Source organism: Pedobacter humicola, from assembly GCF_056490705.1.
Genome location: NZ_JBWJIG010000016.1, coordinates 104,165 through 119,654, shown reverse-complemented (window position 1 = coordinate 119,654; position 15,490 = coordinate 104,165). Strand labels below are relative to the sequence as shown.

Genomic DNA, 15,490 nt, shown 5'->3' with positions numbered 1-15,490 from the left:
ATTTATAGCTTTATGCGTCGCATCTAAACTGCAACGTCACGATCTATTGTTTTATGCAATTCCTTGCTTCTGATCCTGCTTAAAGTTTCCAAACGCATACCTAAATAACTGGCCAGATACCGGAGGGGTATTTTGTTCATATCTATTTTTTTGCTTTCCTGCAACCGGCGATATCGGCGCATGGCGTTGGGTATCCGTGCAAGGATAGACCGATCGGACGCCGCATAATAATGAAGGGCTAAAAGTTTTCTTCCTATAATATTTGCTTCCTCAAAATTAGCGTATGCATATTCGATGAGCGTATACGGCACACGTATCAACTCGCAATCTTCTAATGCCTGTAAATATTCTAAAGATGGATTGGATTGGGCATCAGGATGGCGAATGGCACCTACAATATTGTCCCCGAAGCAGAACCATGTGGTGATATCTTTAGCGCCATCTTTTATAAAACCGCGTACAATGCCACTCTTTACAAAATAAAGCGCAGCATTGCTATCGATTGGAGACTGAATGTGCTTGTTTTTTTTTACTGATACCAGTGTACAGTGTTTTTCATATTCGGCAATAAGGTTGACGGGAACCTGATGATATTGCTCCATATATTGGATAAGTGGCCATACAAATGAACTGGGATTAGGCATCATATCATCAAATTTAAGTTCTGACGGGGATATTTTAAGAAATATAGTCATCTTCCTGGTCAATACAGTACAAACAAATTGAAGTTTTAATTTAGGTATGCACAAAAAGATTCAGATTGATGGCAGTAAGCCCATGCCGGGTGAGTTGTATTTCAAATTCTACTGCATCGCTGATCTCAATATTTTCATCTGTATTTTTCAGGCAAAACGCAATTTCCTGTTCGTTTTCATCCTGTATAAATCCACAGCCAATTGATTGATCGATGCGCAGTACCACTCCTTTTCTCATTATATGCTAGTCTGTTTTTTATTAACATACGTTTTACAGGAGAGCAAAGTTTTTATTTTGTTGCATCATGTGCATTTTGCGTATAAACACGATCAATTAGGATTAACATATGCCTATAGTTATTTCATTCTTTTGTTCAGCGCAATTATGGCTGATTTGTAATCATCCCTATCCAAAATAAACTGGATATTCACTTTTCTGAGCGCAAAACCTGCACTTTTGATGTTAATTCCATTTGCGGTAAGGGCGGCAGCACTTTTTGCCAATAGGCCGGGCTGATCGATATTGGAACCCAACAGACAAACTATAGCCACTTTTTCATAGGTAACTTTTTCAAATTCTTTTTCAAGATCGCTGATCAGGCTTTTGTGGAAATCCTTTTCCCAGATCAAAGTGGAAATGCTGTTTGCACTGGTGGTTTTAAAGGTGTAAGAGATGTTATGGTTGGCGAAAATCTGCATCGCCTTTAGGTCGCTGCCTACACTACCCACCATTAGCGCATCGTAGACATCGATCATGATTAACTTATCTGTTCCCGTAATCATCTCTATCCTTTTTTGCTCACAGAGATAGGATTTCGTAATCAGGGTTCCGCTGTGTGCCGGATCAAAAGTATTCTTGATGCGCAGGCTTATGCCCTTTATTTCGAGTGGTTTTGATGCCGATGGATGGATAGCTTCCATACCTACATCAGCCAACTGATCGGCGATATCATAATTGGTGTAACCCACTGGAATGCAGTTTTCCCGGCCAACAATGGCGGGATCGGCGGTTGATAGGTGATATTCCTTGTGGATGACCGCTTCATCAGGCCGAAGGATTTCGGCGATCTTGCTAAAAGTTACTTCTGAGTAGCCCCGGTCAAATTCGCGCATAATACCCTCTGTTCCTTTGGTATATCCGGTAACGACACAGATGGTGCGGGCAAAGGGCACTTCCTTAAATGCCCGTTTTATCCTCTGGTCTATTGTTAATGAATCATGATCATCAAAACCACCCAGATCGATCCTTTTTACACTCATGTGCTGATTTTCCAAAATGTTGCTGAGCACGAATGCCGAATGGCTTTCGCCAATAGAAGCCAGTATTTCCCTTGCTGCCAGCAGGATCCCACTTTTGCTTACATAACCTGATGATAGGATATTCACCAGGTTATCCAGATACTCCAATGCTTTTTTTATATGTTTTTCTACAAACAGATCAGCCTCAACAAGATTTAATCCTAAGGGCGCATACCTGATATTGATCAGCTTAAGCTCTGTGATGAGACCTTGCATGGCCGGGCGAAAATCCTGGTGTTTGCAGATTTTATGATAGATGCCAGGGGCACCGGTTTTTTTATTTTCGAGCAACAGGTCTGTTACCCCTGCAAATGCAGATACGACAAATACCCTGTTATAAAGTTCTTCTGGTGTTCTTCCGTAAAGAATAATGTTTTTGATTACCGCTTCGAGGGCCGACATTGATGTACCCCCAATTTTTTCTACCGTTAACATAATTTGATTTTATATACTGATATGCCATTGATGTGCCAAAAGCTGTTTTAAAGTCTTTAACGCCGGATTTAGAAGACCTGATTGGATCAGGGAAACCTTATTTCATTTACCTCCGAAGCATATTTTATTGATGAATGGCTAATGCCAGATAATTCTACAATTCTTTTGCCTCTTCATCAAAAGCGATATAGGTGACTAAATGCTTTGCCATAATGAAATTAACCCTTCCATTTTGGTAAGGTAACAGCTGTAGAAAATGGCATGAGAAAAAAAATTAGAAGCTTATAATAGGGCTTAAGCCACTATTTGGCAACTTAAAGTGTTAAAGGCATCCACTTTGTGATAGGCCCGCCATGAAATTTAATCATCATGGATAACCAGATCATTTTTGTCCGCATTGCCAATCAGAGTGATGCGCGTTACGCAGAAGAAATCATAAAGGAAACAGAACAATCTGCCCTTGCGCGGGGCTCAGGAATCGCTAAAAGAACGGTACCGTCAGTAATCGAAAAGATGGCAAAAGGCAAGGCCGTTATTGCCCTAACCAATGCGGGAGAATGGGTTGGTTTTTCTTACCTCGAAACCTGGGAGAACGACCGCTTCGTTTCCAACTCGGGACTTATTGTAGCGCCAAAATTCAGGAACTCTGGCGTGGCCAGGTCCATCAAGAACAGGATCTTCAAAATGTCGAGAAGACTGTACCCCAATTCAAAAATCTTTAGCATTACCTCAGGGCCAGCCATTATGCGGATGAACGCCAAACTCGGTTTTCTTCCGGTCAGTTTTGCAGAGATCACCCATGATGAAGGTTTTTGGGAGGGTTGCAAAAGCTGTGTAAACTACGATATTCTGGAACGCAAGAAAAAATGCAACTGTCTCTGTACTGCCATGCTCTTTGATCCGGAATATTTTATAGATGCACAGCCAATTGTGTATCAGCAAACCGAAATCTATCAGGAAATAGCCCGTTCTTAATCATCTAATCAAATCACCATGAATACTATTAGTAAAATACACCTTCTCGAAGGTCCTGATCTTAATCATCTTTATCAGGAATCGCTCGAACTCCTTTCTACCTTAATCTCTATTCCTTCTTTTAGCGGTGAGGAGATGCTTACTGCCGATCATATTGAATCTTTTTTAAACCAGCATGGCATAAACACTTTTAGGAAACATAACAATATCTGGTGCTATAATAAATATATGGAGGCATCAAAACCCACCATTCTTTTAAATTCTCATCATGATACGGTAAAACCCAACGGACAGTACTCACGAGATCCGTTTAATCCGGTTATTGAAGATGAAAAAATACATGGATTGGGGAGCAACGATGCCGGTGGGCCACTGGTTGCCCTAACCGCCACTTTTTTGTATTTCTTTGATCGGAAAGACCTCCCGTTTAATCTCTGTTTGGCAGCAACCGCTGAAGAAGAGACCTCGGGCGAACTGGGCATCCGCAGTATACTGGACGATCTTAAAGAAATTTCTTTTGCCATTGTAGGCGAACCTACCGGCATGCAGATGGCCATTGCCGAAAAGGGCTCAATGGTGATCGACTGCGTTTCGAAAGGACGATCGGGCCATGCGGCAAGAGAAGAAGGCGACAACGCCATCTACCATGCCCTTAAAGATATCGAATGGTTTAGAAGTTATTTGTTTCCAATCATGGATGGTGAACCGCAACCCGTGAAAATGTCGGTTACCGAAATTAAGGCGGGAATTCAGCACAATATTGTGCCTGCTGAGTGCAGCTTTACGGTAGATATCCGTTTCGATCACAATTATACCGAAAGAGAAATTGTAAACACAATCATCAACCATACCTCATGCCATTTTACACTGCGTCCGAATGCGTTAAAACCTTCCTTTATTGATATTCTTCATCCCCTGGTTGTGGCTGGGCTTGCGCTGGGCAGGAAAACTTATCTTTCGCCAACAAGTTCAGACCAAGGCTGGCTGGATATGCCATCGGTTAAAATGGGACCAGGTAATTCTGCCCGCTCGCATACTGCGGATGAATTTATTGGCATCGAAGAAATTGAAGAAGGGATTGATATTTATATCAGCCTGCTGGAAGGGCTGGAGCTGAAAGGACATTTCTAAGTACCTGCGTGTCATTCTGAGTGTTAATTTATTTAATGAAAATCGATATAAAAAACGTGTGCGGCTCTTTTGTGTTTTGGAAATGACTGGCACTATTCCATAGCAGGCAGCAGTCCCGCTATGCGTTCCAGCCAATGAAAAACCGGCATTCACTGCTATCGGATTTATAATAAAGGGGCCGTGCCAGGATATCCCTCTCACGCGATGTTCAAAGCTATAGGCTTATTTGAGCATGTGCTAAGCAAAAACAGATTCTTCGCTCCGCTCAGTATAAACAATATGAGCGCTCCTCATTTCCCCAAATGAAAAAAACCTTTCCAAAATGGAAGGGTTTTTTTATGCCTGATTTAAATTAAGTAAAATGTATTGTATTTAAGTAGCTGTAAATCAATTGATTATGTTTTGTTTCTTTTTTGTGGTATAAGAGTTGGCTAATGGCAAGCAAAAGCTATACAATCATGACAATACTTATTTTTTTAATCCTAATTCTGCTCTGCTGGGCAACTTACAAATCAATCGACTGGTTCGAAAAAATCTAACACTATGATCGCATTATTTATTATCGCCATCGCCGTATTTATCTATATGATTTACGTGCTGATCAAACCCGAAAAATTTTAATCCTTTCTCCTTTATAGGGGACAATTAACAAATCAAAAAATGAACACTGAATTAACAGGCATTATCGCCACATTCCTGCTCACCCTGGTGATTGCCATACCACTGGGAAAATACCTGGCAAAGGTTTTTGCAGGAGAAAAAGTCTGGACAGATTTTTTAAAACCATTGGAAACTGGTATTTACAAGCTTTCCGGAATTAACATTAAAGAACAGATGAACTGGAAGCAGCAGTTAAAAGCACTGCTTACCATTAATATACTCTGGTTGTTTTACGGTTTCTTTGTACTCATTTTCCAGGATAAACTTCCCTTTAATCCGGACGGAAACCCTGGGATGACTCCAGATTTAGCCTTTAACACCATTATCAGCTTTGTTGCCAACTGTAACCTTCAGCATTATTCGGGCGAAAGTGGCGTAAGTTACCTCACCCAGCAATATGTACTGATGTTTCTTCAGTTTGTGAGTGCGGCAACAGGTATCGCCGCTGCGGTAGTCCTTTTTAAAGCCTTTAGAGATAAGACAACGACTGAACTGGGTAACTTTTGGGAGTTCTTCGTCAAATCAATTACCCGTTTATTATTGCCATTATCAGTTGTAGTGGCCTTAATCTTAACTTTTAACGGCACGCCGGCAAGTTACGATGGTAAAGATCAGTTTATCTCCTTACAGGGCGATACAGTTAATGTGTCGAGAGGACCAGCCGCTCAATTGATAGCCATTAAACATTTGGGTACCAATGGCGGAGGTTATTTTGGCGCCAACTCGGCACATCCATTCGAAAACCCAAGCTACTTGACCAATATGGTTGAGCTGATTGCACAGGTCATTATTCCAATTGCCATGGTCATTGCATTCGGTTATTTCATCCGCAGGAAAAAACTGGCCTGGACCATTTTTGGGGTAATGACTATTGGTTTGTTTATGCTGTTGCTCCCTATGCTAAGCTCAGAGTTAGGTGGAAGTCCGGCCCTGGCAAAAATGGGTATTTCTCAAACTACGGGGGCAATGGAAGGTAAAGAAGTTAGGTTTGGCCCGGCTGCCTCTGCTTATTGGGCAACGGTAACTACCATTATTTCTACCGGCTCGGTAAACAGTATGCATGATAGTACCATGCCGATGTCGGGTACCTGGCAGTTGCTTGGAATGATGATCAACTCTTTTTATGGAGGTTGCGGTGTAGGTTTATTAAACTATTTTATTTATCTGATCGTTGCCGTATTTATTTCGGGACTGATGGTGGGTAGAACACCAGAGTTTCTCGGACATAAGGTAGAAGCCAGAGAGATCAAGATCGCTGCCATTATCACTTTATTAAGTCCATTTTTAATCCTCGCAGGAACAGCTGTAGCGAGTTACATCTTTACCAGTCATGGCGATGCCGCCTGGGCCGTTCAGCCAAAAAACTGGCTTAATAACCCTGGTTTCCATGGATTTTCTGAGATGCTCTACGAAATGACTTCATCAAATGCCAACAACGGTTCGGGGTTTGAAGGATTAGGTGATAACAATATGTTCTGGAACTTATCAACCGGCATTGTGATTTTCCTTGGCCGTTTCTTACCGATTATTGGCCCAGTTGCCATTGCTGGATTATTAGGCGCTAAAAAATTCATCCCTGAATCAGCCGGTACACTTAAAACAGATACCAAAACTTTTGCACTGATGACTTTTGCCGTAATCATCGTGTTAAATGCACTTTCTTATTTCCCTGCACTGGCATTAGGTCCATTGGCAGAATATTTTACTCACTAAGATGGAAAAGGTAAGAGGGATGATGGAAAATGGGCATTAAGCCCTCCATCATCCATCACACATCTTCCATTATACATAAATAAATAATATGAAACCCAATAATAAATTGTTCGAACCTGCCCTGGTGCAGACCGCACTAAAACAATCTTTCATCAAACTCGATCCAAGGGTAATGGTCCGTAACCCGGTCATGTTTACCGTAGAAATCGGAACACTGGTGATGGCTTACGTTACCGTGTATTCTTTCAGCCATAGCGGACAAGGATCTCCCTTATACAATTTCTTCATCTTTTTAGTTTTGTTGCTTACCGTGCTGTTTGCAAACTTCGCCGAAGCCATTGCGGAGGCAAGAGGTAAAGCACAGGCCGACAGCCTTCGCAAAACAAGAGAAGAAACACCAGCCAAAGTGCTTTTGGCAAACGGAATCATCGAAATCCGTTCATCTAACCAGTTGAAAAAAGGAGATGTATTTGTTTGCGAAACAGGCGATACCATCCCAACAGACGGTGAGATTATTGAAGGTATTGCCACCATCGACGAATCGGCCATTACCGGTGAATCTGCTCCGGTGATCCGCGAATCCGGAGGTGATAAATCTTCGGTCACCGGTGGTACAAAAGTTTTGTCTGATGAAATTAAAGTTCAGGTGAGTACAGCTCCCGGAGAAAGCTTTTTAGATAAAATGATTGCCCTGGTTGAAGGTGCTTCACGCCAGAAAACACCAAACGAGATTGCCTTAACCATTTTGCTGGCGAGTTTTACCCTGGTATTTATCATTGTGTGCGTAACCTTGAAACCTTTTGCCGATTACGCCAATACGCCGATTACGATTGCCGCATTGATCTCGCTCTTTGTGTGTTTAATCCCAACCACTATCGGTGGACTTTTATCAGCCATTGGTATTGCCGGAATGGACAGAGCGTTGAGAGCTAATGTGATCACTAAATCTGGTAAAGCAGTAGAAACAGCGGGTGATATTGATGTATTGCTCTTAGATAAAACCGGAACCATCACTATCGGTAACCGTAAAGCGACTAATTTTTATCCAACAGCAGGTGTAAACATTAAAGCTTTTACCGATGCCTGCATGCTGAGCTCATTGGCCGATGAAACGCCAGAGGGGAAATCGATCATCGAACTGGCAGCCGAACAGGGTTTAAAATCTGCCGGAACACCAGAGGGATCTACCTTTATTAAGTTTACCGCTGAAACACGCTCGAGTGGATTAGATACCGCTGATGGAAGAAGGATCAGAAAAGGTGCTTTCGATTCGATCAGGAATATGGTAGAGAAAGCAGGGAATATTTTTCCTTCCGATATCGAAAACCATGTGAAGGCTATCGCTACCAATGGAGGAACGCCTCTGGTGGTGTCTGAAAATGAAAAAGCCCTTGGGGTAATCGAATTGCAGGATATCATTAAACCTGGCATCAGCGAACGTTTCGAACGTCTAAGGAAAATGGGTGTAAAAACCGTAATGGTAACCGGTGATAATCCATTGACCGCTAAATACATTGCTGAAAAAGCCGGCGTAGATGACTTTATCGCAGAAGCTAAACCTGAGGATAAAATGAACTACATCAAAGACGAACAGGCACTGGGCAAGCTGGTAGCGATGATGGGTGATGGTACCAATGATGCACCCGCTTTGGCGCAGGCCGATGTTGGCGTAGCGATGAACAGTGGAACACAGGCTGCTAAAGAGGCTGGTAACATGGTCGATTTAGATAACGACCCTACAAAACTGATCGAAATCGTAGAAATCGGGAAACAGCTGTTGATCACCCGTGGTACCTTAACTACTTTCTCTATTGCGAATGATGTGGCCAAATATTTCGCAATCGTTCCGGCATTATTTATCGCTTCAATCCCTGCTTTGCAAAGCCTGAACATCATGGGCCTGCACTCACCAGAATCAGCCATCATGTCGGCAGTGATCTTTAACGCCATCATTATTCCGATCCTGATCCCACTGGCATTAAAAGGTGTGGCTTACAAACCTATCGGTGCAACTGCATTATTACGCCGTAACCTGTTTATATATGGTATTGGTGGGGTAGTGGCGCCATTTATAGGCATTAAAATAATCGACTTATTGGTCGGACTATTTATATAAAAATCCTGTCAAGTTGAGTCTCCCGATAAACCGGGACATTAGTCGAACGCATTAAAAATTCCTTCGACAAGCTCAGAATGACAATAAAAATTAAAAGAAAATGAAAAAGTACATCATTCAATCCATCCGCTTAACCCTTGTATTACTGGTGCTGTTATGCGTAGTATATCCAATCACCGTGGCCTTTATCGGCAAAATGTCTAAAGGAAATGGTGGTGGAGAAAAAATCACAAAGAACGGTAAAACTGTTGGTTATGCATTGCTTGGCCAGTCTTTTAGCAAACCAGAATATTTCTGGGGAAGACCATCAGCAGTGGCTTATAATGCGGCAGGTTCTGCAGGTTCTAACAAAGGCCCGTCTAACCCCGATTATTTAAAGGAGGTACAGTCGCGTATCGATACTTTATTAAAATACAACCCTGGAATCAAAAAATCAGATATCCCTGCAGATATGGTTACTGCATCAGGAAGCGGGCTCGACCCGAATATTTCTGAGCAAGGTGCGGCCATTCAGGTTGCAAGAGTGGCAAAAGCAAGAAAAGTGGATGAGAAAAAAGTAAGAGAACTGATTGCCATGAATACGCTTAAGCCATTTATGGGTGTTTTTGGCCCTTCATCAGTAAATGTGCTGAAATTAAACCTGGCGCTTGATCAACTTTAAAGATGGGCATGCGGAGAGACTGTTATCCTGACCCTGTCGAAGAACAAAAAAAGTATTTCTTTTAATAAGTAATAAGACTTCGACAAACTCAGACTGACAGCGACTTAGGTTAATGTTAATGAATAATATTCTCCGCAGTGCTTTTATTTTTTTAACAAATAATACCCAAAATAACAATAACAATAACAAAGCAGGATGGGGTCATAAAAGGATATGGCCCGCATTGGCTTTGCCCAATACAAAATAATTATAATAAAAAATGAAAAAACTACTATTACTAGCCGCTACACTGACTACAGGATTCTTCGCGAAAGCACAGGAAGAACCAAAAATTAAAGTAAGCGGTTACCTTGAAGCCTATTATGGATACGATTTTAACAAACCAGCAGATCATAACCGTCCGGCTTTTATTTATTCGCATAACCGTGCAAACGAAGTGAACCTGAACCTTGGCTTTATCAAGGCCGCTTACGATAGCGGAAATATCCGTGCAAATTTAGCGGTAATGGCAGGAACGTATGCCAATGCCAACCTTGCTGCGGAGCCTGGCGTCTTAAAAAATATCTTTGAGGCCAATGCAGGTGTAAAATTATCCAAATCGGAAAATCTTTGGATAGATGCCGGAATTTTTTCTTCGCATATCGGTTTCGAAGGTGCAGTTTCAAAAGACTGTTGGGTACTCACCAGAAATATTTCTTCGGAGAATACCCCATATTATGAGTCGGGTGCTAAAATTACTTATGGTACCAAAGATGGAAAATTTACCGCAACGGCGCTTTACCTCAATGGATGGCAACGCATTACCCGTGTGAACGGAAATGATAAACCTGCCGGCGGACTTCAACTCAGCTGGAAACCGACTGATAAAATCACCGTGAACTACAGCAATTATCTGGGTACTGAGGGTGCCGATTCGGTTAGGGTAAACAGGTTTTACCACAACATTTATGGGATTTTCCAACTGACCGATAAATTTGATGTGACTGTTGGATTTGATTATGGCACCCAACAAAAGGAAAAAGGCAGTGACGATAAAAACGAGGTGATCTCGCCAGTGGCCATCCTACAATACAAATTTGCACCTAAATGGGCTATAGCCGGAAGGTTCGAATATTATGAAGATAAAAACGGAGTTTTCATTGCTACCGGAACACCAAATGGTTTTAAAACCAAGGGTTACTCTTTAAACCTGGATTATGCGCCAATAGCAAACGCAGTAATCAGACTGGAAGGAAAGGCTTATGATAGCAAAGACAAAATATTTGCAAGAGACGCGGCAGCGGTTAACGCCAATGCCACACTTACTGCAAGTATTGCAGTTTCGTTTTAGTCCTGCTATAGTCCCCTTTAAAGGGGACAGGGGGATGAATTAGGCGATTCTGCTGCGCGGGAATGACCATCAACCTTTAATATCTGTCATGCTGAGTTTGTTGAAAGCGTTTCGACAGGCTCAGCGTAGCGGATTAGATAAATTTTAATCACACAACAATGCATCCTTACATAGAAATCCTGTTCAGCTTATTTTTAGCAATCTCAGGAACGCTGATGATTAGAAAACTAAGCGCATTAAAAAAGGGTAGGGCATCCTCCATCAAAAGAAGTTATGCAGAAGAGCAGCATCTCAAGCTGCTTTCTAAAAAGATTTCTTTTAGATTTATGGTGGTATTGTTCACCCTGGTATTGATTATTGCCATTACTGTATTGATAGAAAAAGGAATTATGAGCGTTACCTGGTAAAAAAGATCATGGAAGAAGAACAAAAAGAAGAATCTGTCAGACACTTTTTAGATCTCGTCAAAAAATCCAGACGCGGAAAGCTCAAGATCTATATTGGTATGAGTGCGGGCGTAGGTAAAACCTACCGGATGCTTCAGGAATCTCATGCGTTGTTGCGCAATGGGGTAGATATTTGCATCGGCTATGTGGAGACCCATAAAAGAGCAGAAACAGAAGCACTTGTTGCCGGCCTTCCGATCATCCCGCGGCGAAAAATCTTCTATAGGGGTAAAGAAATAGAGGAAATGGACCTGAAAGGGATCATAAACCGCCACCCTGAAATTGTTATCGTAGACGAACTTGCTCACACCAATGCTGAAGGCAGCAAAAATAGCAAACGCTGGCAGGATGTTTTCGATCTGCTCGAAGCCGGGATCAGTGTAATTTCTGCGGTAAATATCCAACATTTAGAAAGCATCAACGAGGAGATTGAACAGATTACCGGGATAGCCGTTACGGAGCGTATTCCGGACAAGATACTGGAGATCGCCGATGAGATCGTCAATATCGATCTTACCGCAGATGAACTGGTGACCCGGCTCAAGGAAGGTAAAATCTACGATCAATCGAAAATTGAAAGGGCATTAAGTAATTTTTTTCAGTCTGACAAAATCCTTCAGCTGCGCGAACTGGCCCTTAAAGAGGTGGTGCATCAGGTAGAGAGAAAAATACAGACCGAAATCCCCAAATCTATAAAACTCAGGCCCGAGCGTTTTTTAGCCTGTATTTCTTCCAACGCAGAAACGGCAGGTGTAGTGATCCGCAAAACAGCAAGATTGGCTTCCTACTACCGCTCGCCATGGATTGTATTGTATGTGCAAAGTGATGGCGAAAGCATGGAACGCATTAAACTCGATAAGCAGCGATACCTGATTAACCATTTTAAACTGGCTACCGAACTGGGTGCCGAAGTGATCAAAGTAAAAAGCAATGCCATCACCAAAACCATCATCGATCTGGCGACCGAAAAAGAAATTACCACCATTTGTATTGGCAAGCCCCATCTCAATATTTTTCAGGTGATCCTCCGCACGGCAGTTTTTAACGGTTTACTCAAAAACCTGGCGATGAAAGATATCGATCTGGTTATTCTCTCCTAAACAATATTGATGATCATAATTACTCCTTCGGTTACACTCCGCGCGTATTGCATAGCACAGTCCCCGTTCCCAGACCCGATTGGAGCGGACTTGAAGTGTAACGGAGTAAAGGGTGAAGCCGGGTTGCAGACGGTGAAGAACGACAGACAATTCATTCCCCTGATTTTAAAATGCTTATTTCTTTGGAGCGAGAGGCCTGTACACAACACTTGGTTTCTTCCCGTCCTCCGCTTATACGCTTTTCCAAAGGTTCGGAATACCTCGTTGCCGAAGGGTATCGCTTCAGCCTGGGCCAGGTGGCCACAGTTGTATTTCATTTGGGCGGTTGCAGGGCGCAGAACCTTTGTTCCTAAACCCGATTGCAATGAAAAGCCCACAGCGCAGCGAGGACTTGTAATGAAAAGCGGGGCCGAAGACAGCCAATTGCTAAACACGTTCATTTTCTAATAAAAAAGATTACCCTGCCTCTAATGTACTTCTGTTTCTGCCAATAACAACCGCTAGGTTTAGGAAAGGCCTATAATTTCTCAAATTAGTCAAAACTATATCTGACAAGCAGGGTTGAAATAATAGGACTTATGGAAAGCGATATGGAAAGAAAAGATACTAAGACACGTTTGATTAATGAAATTACCACTAGCGGATTACAAACCGCAGCAAAGAAACTGGGTGCTTCGGCAAGTAAGGCGCAGATTAGAAAGAGTGTTTCTAAAAACATTAGTTTAATAGACGAACTTTTACGGATTGCCTTAATTAAGAACAAAGACTCATCGAAGAGGGTACAACGGAATATTGAGTTTGTTGGCCTTGGGGTGATGGCAGCGCATACCTTTTACCGTGGTTTTAAAAAGAAAAAACGTTTATGGATTTTAGAGGGTGTTTTTCTAACGGCTGCCCTTGGGGGCGTATTGCTGGCCACGCAGCTTAAAGCAGTGAAGCGGCAGATTCAATAGGTTAATACTATCGTAATTAATCTGGAAGTAATAAAGGCTACTTCCAGATTACATTTTTACACCAATACCGAGCCACCATCAACATAAATGACCTGTCCGGTGCCGTATTGCTGTTTCATGGTATATAAAAATGCCTGCGCAATATCGCTGGCCTCGCCAACACGTTTTACAGGCAAACTTTCGCTCAGGCCTGTGTAGAGGTTATTTCTGTCTTCCTCGCTCATGCTGTTCCATAAATTGGTTTTCACCACGCCTGGTGCAACCAAATTTACACGTACGGGTGCAAGCTCTACTGCCATTGCACGGGTAAAACCTTCCATCGCCGCGCATATACTTGCGGCTATGCCCCAGCCAGCGCCCGGCCGTGGACTTGCGGTTCCTCCGGTTAAATTAATAGAACCACCTGCTTTGATTTTCTTTGCCGCATACTTCACCGCTGCAAAGGCGCCCCAATACCTTAAGTTGAAAAATTTACGGGCTTCTTCAATATTGGTTTCGTTAATGGTATTCAAGGTCAGATTTTCGCCTGCGGTGTATACCAGATGCTCGAAAGGTGTTACTGAATCGAAAAAATCTTTAATGTTTTCTTCCTTACTCAGATCTACTGCAGATCCGCTGCAATTTTCAGGTAAAAACTTTAAGGCATCATCGATCCTGCTTTGATTTCCGGATACGATGATTACTTTAGCACCATCTTGTGCTGCGGCCTGTGCGGTTGCAAGACCTAAACCTGAGCTGCCCCCCAATATGATCACTGTTTTTCCTTCCAGTGTAAATTCATTTGCTTTTATTTTCATGATGTTGTAAATTGAAGTGCAAATTTTAAGATATCAGTCCTCAATCCACTTACCAATTGGTAAAATCGATCGGGGCTTCTATTTTTGTGCAATCCAATCCCCCGTATAAATATCCATGTACAATACACTCATTAGCTACCTGAATCTGCATCACCCGATTTCGGCAACAGAAGCGAAACTCATCATGGAAGCTTTTAAACACAAAACCTTTAAGGAAGGGGAAGAACTCACGCAGCCAGGCAGTGTTTGTAAAGAGCTCTTTTTTATTGTGGATGGTGTGCTCCGCATCGTTATCCGAAATGAAAAAGGAAATGAGGTAACCCATTATTTTTTAAAGGAGAACCAGTTCTGTACCATTTTAAATAGTTTCCGCCATCAGGTGCCCGCGCAAGAATGCATACAATGTGCATGTAATTGTGCGGTATTCGCGGTCAGCAGAACGGCACTTTTAGCGCTCTATGAACAGGTGCCCTATCTCAAAATACTCATTGATCAGATTACGCAGCAAGCTTTAATCGATAAGATCAATACGCGCAATTTTTATTTAGGGCAGGATTCTACAAACAGGTACCGCCTGTTTCTTAACAAGCAGGCCGATATTGCAAATCGGGTATCGTTAAGCGATGTCGCTTCTTATCTTGGTATCACCCCTCAATCCTTATCCCGGATCAGAAGGCAGATCTAATTGGATCAATATATCTGTTGATTTGGCAAATCGTGAATAATCTAAAACATTATCACTTATTCGGTGTTAAAAATTAGTGCTAATCAGCTAATAGGTCAGGGCTTTATATTTATGGGAAAGAAAATTTGTTTATTGGAAGATGATGAGGGCATACGTGAGATTATCGAAATGATATTGACCGATGAACAGTATGAAGTATATGGTTTCTCTAATGTTAAAGATTTCATGGCTTTCGAGGGTAAGGCTTCACAGGATTTATATCTGCTTGATGTTAGGTTGCCTGATGGCAATGGCTTGAAGGTTTGCGATAACCTAAAAAGTAATGAAGAAACAAAACGCATACCCATTATGATGATGAGTGCCCACGCAGGCCTAAATGAAATGCGGCGAAGCTGCAAGGCAGAAGATTTTATTGCCAAACCCTTTGATATTTTTGACCTGCTTAAAAAAGTTGATTTCCAATTAACCCACTATACTGATCGCTAACCTTAATA

General features: G+C 42.1%; 16 protein-coding genes. 12 read left to right on the top strand and 4 right to left on the bottom strand.

What is annotated here, in order from left to right; all coding sequences use genetic code 11:
• Positions 1–23 precede the first annotated feature (23 nt).
• The 3 genes from AC04Q1_RS21665 to AC04Q1_RS21655 form a co-directional block, all read right to left on the bottom strand.
• Positions 24–647 (bottom strand): Crp/Fnr family transcriptional regulator, encoded by a 624-nt coding sequence (locus tag AC04Q1_RS21665; protein ID WP_478366630.1) that lies wholly within the window; start codon positions 645–647, stop codon positions 24–26.
• An 88-nt stretch (positions 648–735) separates the two neighbouring features.
• Positions 736–933 carry a hypothetical protein gene (locus AC04Q1_RS21660; RefSeq protein WP_478366629.1) on the bottom strand — a complete coding sequence of 66 codons (198 nt, stop codon included), beginning with the start codon at positions 931–933 and terminating at the stop codon, positions 736–738.
• A gap of 119 nt (positions 934–1,052) precedes the next feature.
• Complete coding sequence (locus tag AC04Q1_RS21655; protein WP_478366628.1) at positions 1,053–2,429, bottom strand: aspartate kinase; 1,377 nt, start codon at positions 2,427–2,429, stop codon at positions 1,053–1,055.
• Between the two features lie 369 nt (positions 2,430–2,798).
• Here AC04Q1_RS21655 and AC04Q1_RS21650 point away from each other — a divergent pair, with 369 nt between their 5' ends.
• The 10 genes from AC04Q1_RS21650 to AC04Q1_RS21605 all read left to right on the top strand — a co-directional run bounded on the left by AC04Q1_RS21650 (position 2,799) and on the right by AC04Q1_RS21605 (position 13,514).
• Positions 2,799–3,404: an N-acetyltransferase gene (locus AC04Q1_RS21650; protein ID WP_478366627.1), complete on the top strand. Its 606-nt coding sequence runs from the start codon at positions 2,799–2,801 to the stop codon at positions 3,402–3,404.
• Between the two features lie 18 nt (positions 3,405–3,422).
• Entirely contained in the window at positions 3,423–4,535 is a 1,113-nt protein-coding gene (locus tag AC04Q1_RS21645) for a M20/M25/M40 family metallo-hydrolase (RefSeq protein WP_478366626.1), read from the top strand.
• A 543-nt stretch (positions 4,536–5,078) separates the two neighbouring features.
• Positions 5,079–5,156: a potassium-transporting ATPase subunit F gene (locus tag AC04Q1_RS21640; protein ID WP_082035969.1), complete on the top strand. Its 78-nt coding sequence runs from the start codon at positions 5,079–5,081 to the stop codon at positions 5,154–5,156.
• Between the two features lie 39 nt (positions 5,157–5,195).
• Positions 5,196–6,908 carry a potassium-transporting ATPase subunit KdpA gene (gene kdpA, locus AC04Q1_RS21635; RefSeq protein WP_478366625.1) on the top strand — a complete coding sequence of 571 codons (1,713 nt, stop codon included), beginning with the start codon at positions 5,196–5,198 and terminating at the stop codon, positions 6,906–6,908.
• An 88-nt stretch (positions 6,909–6,996) separates the two neighbouring features.
• Positions 6,997–9,024 carry a potassium-transporting ATPase subunit KdpB gene (gene kdpB / locus AC04Q1_RS21630; protein ID WP_478366624.1) on the top strand — a complete coding sequence of 676 codons (2,028 nt, stop codon included), beginning with the start codon at positions 6,997–6,999 and terminating at the stop codon, positions 9,022–9,024.
• A 100-nt stretch (positions 9,025–9,124) separates the two neighbouring features.
• Positions 9,125–9,685 (top strand): K(+)-transporting ATPase subunit C, encoded by a 561-nt coding sequence (locus AC04Q1_RS21625; RefSeq protein WP_478366623.1) that lies wholly within the window; start codon positions 9,125–9,127, stop codon positions 9,683–9,685.
• 259 nt (positions 9,686–9,944) lie between these two features.
• Positions 9,945–11,015, top strand: a complete 1,071-nt coding sequence (locus AC04Q1_RS21620; protein WP_478366622.1) for a porin — start codon at positions 9,945–9,947, stop codon at positions 11,013–11,015.
• 158 nt (positions 11,016–11,173) lie between these two features.
• Positions 11,174–11,422, top strand: a complete 249-nt coding sequence (locus tag AC04Q1_RS21615; RefSeq protein WP_478366621.1) for a hypothetical protein — start codon at positions 11,174–11,176, stop codon at positions 11,420–11,422.
• Between the two features lie 8 nt (positions 11,423–11,430).
• Positions 11,431–12,561 (top strand): sensor protein KdpD, encoded by a 1,131-nt coding sequence (locus tag AC04Q1_RS21610; RefSeq protein WP_478366620.1) that lies wholly within the window; start codon positions 11,431–11,433, stop codon positions 12,559–12,561.
• A 590-nt stretch (positions 12,562–13,151) separates the two neighbouring features.
• Complete coding sequence (locus AC04Q1_RS21605; RefSeq protein WP_478366619.1) at positions 13,152–13,514, top strand: hypothetical protein; 363 nt, start codon at positions 13,152–13,154, stop codon at positions 13,512–13,514.
• 56 nt (positions 13,515–13,570) lie between these two features.
• Here the strand turns inward: AC04Q1_RS21605 and AC04Q1_RS21600 are convergent, their stop codons facing one another.
• Entirely contained in the window at positions 13,571–14,311 is a 741-nt protein-coding gene (locus tag AC04Q1_RS21600) for an SDR family oxidoreductase (protein WP_478366618.1), read from the bottom strand.
• Between the two features lie 115 nt (positions 14,312–14,426).
• On the opposite strand from AC04Q1_RS21600, the gene AC04Q1_RS21595 reads away from it, so the two are divergent.
• Together AC04Q1_RS21595 and AC04Q1_RS21590 are read left to right on the top strand one after the other, a co-directional pair.
• Complete coding sequence (locus AC04Q1_RS21595) at positions 14,427–14,996, top strand: Crp/Fnr family transcriptional regulator (RefSeq protein ID WP_478366617.1); 570 nt, start codon at positions 14,427–14,429, stop codon at positions 14,994–14,996.
• 111 nt (positions 14,997–15,107) lie between these two features.
• A complete protein-coding gene (locus AC04Q1_RS21590) occupies positions 15,108–15,482 on the top strand; it encodes a response regulator (protein WP_478366616.1) in 375 nt (124 codons plus the stop codon).
• The last annotated feature ends 8 nt before the right edge of the window (positions 15,483–15,490 follow it).

Coding starts and splice junctions, on each gene's coding strand:
- AC04Q1_RS21665 (WP_478366630.1), bottom strand. CDS start 647: ATGATGCCTAATCCCAGTTCATTTGTATGGCCACTTATCCAATATATG.
- AC04Q1_RS21660 (WP_478366629.1), bottom strand. CDS start 933: ATGAGAAAAGGAGTGGTACTGCGCATCGATCAATCAATTGGCTGTGGA.
- AC04Q1_RS21655 (WP_478366628.1), bottom strand. CDS start 2,429: ATGTTAACGGTAGAAAAAATTGGGGGTACATCAATGTCGGCCCTCGAA.
- AC04Q1_RS21650 (WP_478366627.1), top strand. CDS start 2,799: ATGGATAACCAGATCATTTTTGTCCGCATTGCCAATCAGAGTGATGCG.
- AC04Q1_RS21645 (WP_478366626.1), top strand. CDS start 3,423: ATGAATACTATTAGTAAAATACACCTTCTCGAAGGTCCTGATCTTAAT.
- AC04Q1_RS21640 (WP_082035969.1), top strand. CDS start 5,079: ATGATCGCATTATTTATTATCGCCATCGCCGTATTTATCTATATGATT.
- kdpA (WP_478366625.1), top strand. CDS start 5,196: ATGAACACTGAATTAACAGGCATTATCGCCACATTCCTGCTCACCCTG.
- kdpB (WP_478366624.1), top strand. CDS start 6,997: ATGAAACCCAATAATAAATTGTTCGAACCTGCCCTGGTGCAGACCGCA.
- AC04Q1_RS21625 (WP_478366623.1), top strand. CDS start 9,125: ATGAAAAAGTACATCATTCAATCCATCCGCTTAACCCTTGTATTACTG.
- AC04Q1_RS21620 (WP_478366622.1), top strand. CDS start 9,945: ATGAAAAAACTACTATTACTAGCCGCTACACTGACTACAGGATTCTTC.
- AC04Q1_RS21615 (WP_478366621.1), top strand. CDS start 11,174: ATGCATCCTTACATAGAAATCCTGTTCAGCTTATTTTTAGCAATCTCA.
- AC04Q1_RS21610 (WP_478366620.1), top strand. CDS start 11,431: ATGGAAGAAGAACAAAAAGAAGAATCTGTCAGACACTTTTTAGATCTC.
- AC04Q1_RS21605 (WP_478366619.1), top strand. CDS start 13,152: ATGGAAAGAAAAGATACTAAGACACGTTTGATTAATGAAATTACCACT.
- AC04Q1_RS21600 (WP_478366618.1), bottom strand. CDS start 14,311: ATGAAAATAAAAGCAAATGAATTTACACTGGAAGGAAAAACAGTGATC.
- AC04Q1_RS21595 (WP_478366617.1), top strand. CDS start 14,427: ATGTACAATACACTCATTAGCTACCTGAATCTGCATCACCCGATTTCG.
- AC04Q1_RS21590 (WP_478366616.1), top strand. CDS start 15,108: ATGGGAAAGAAAATTTGTTTATTGGAAGATGATGAGGGCATACGTGAG.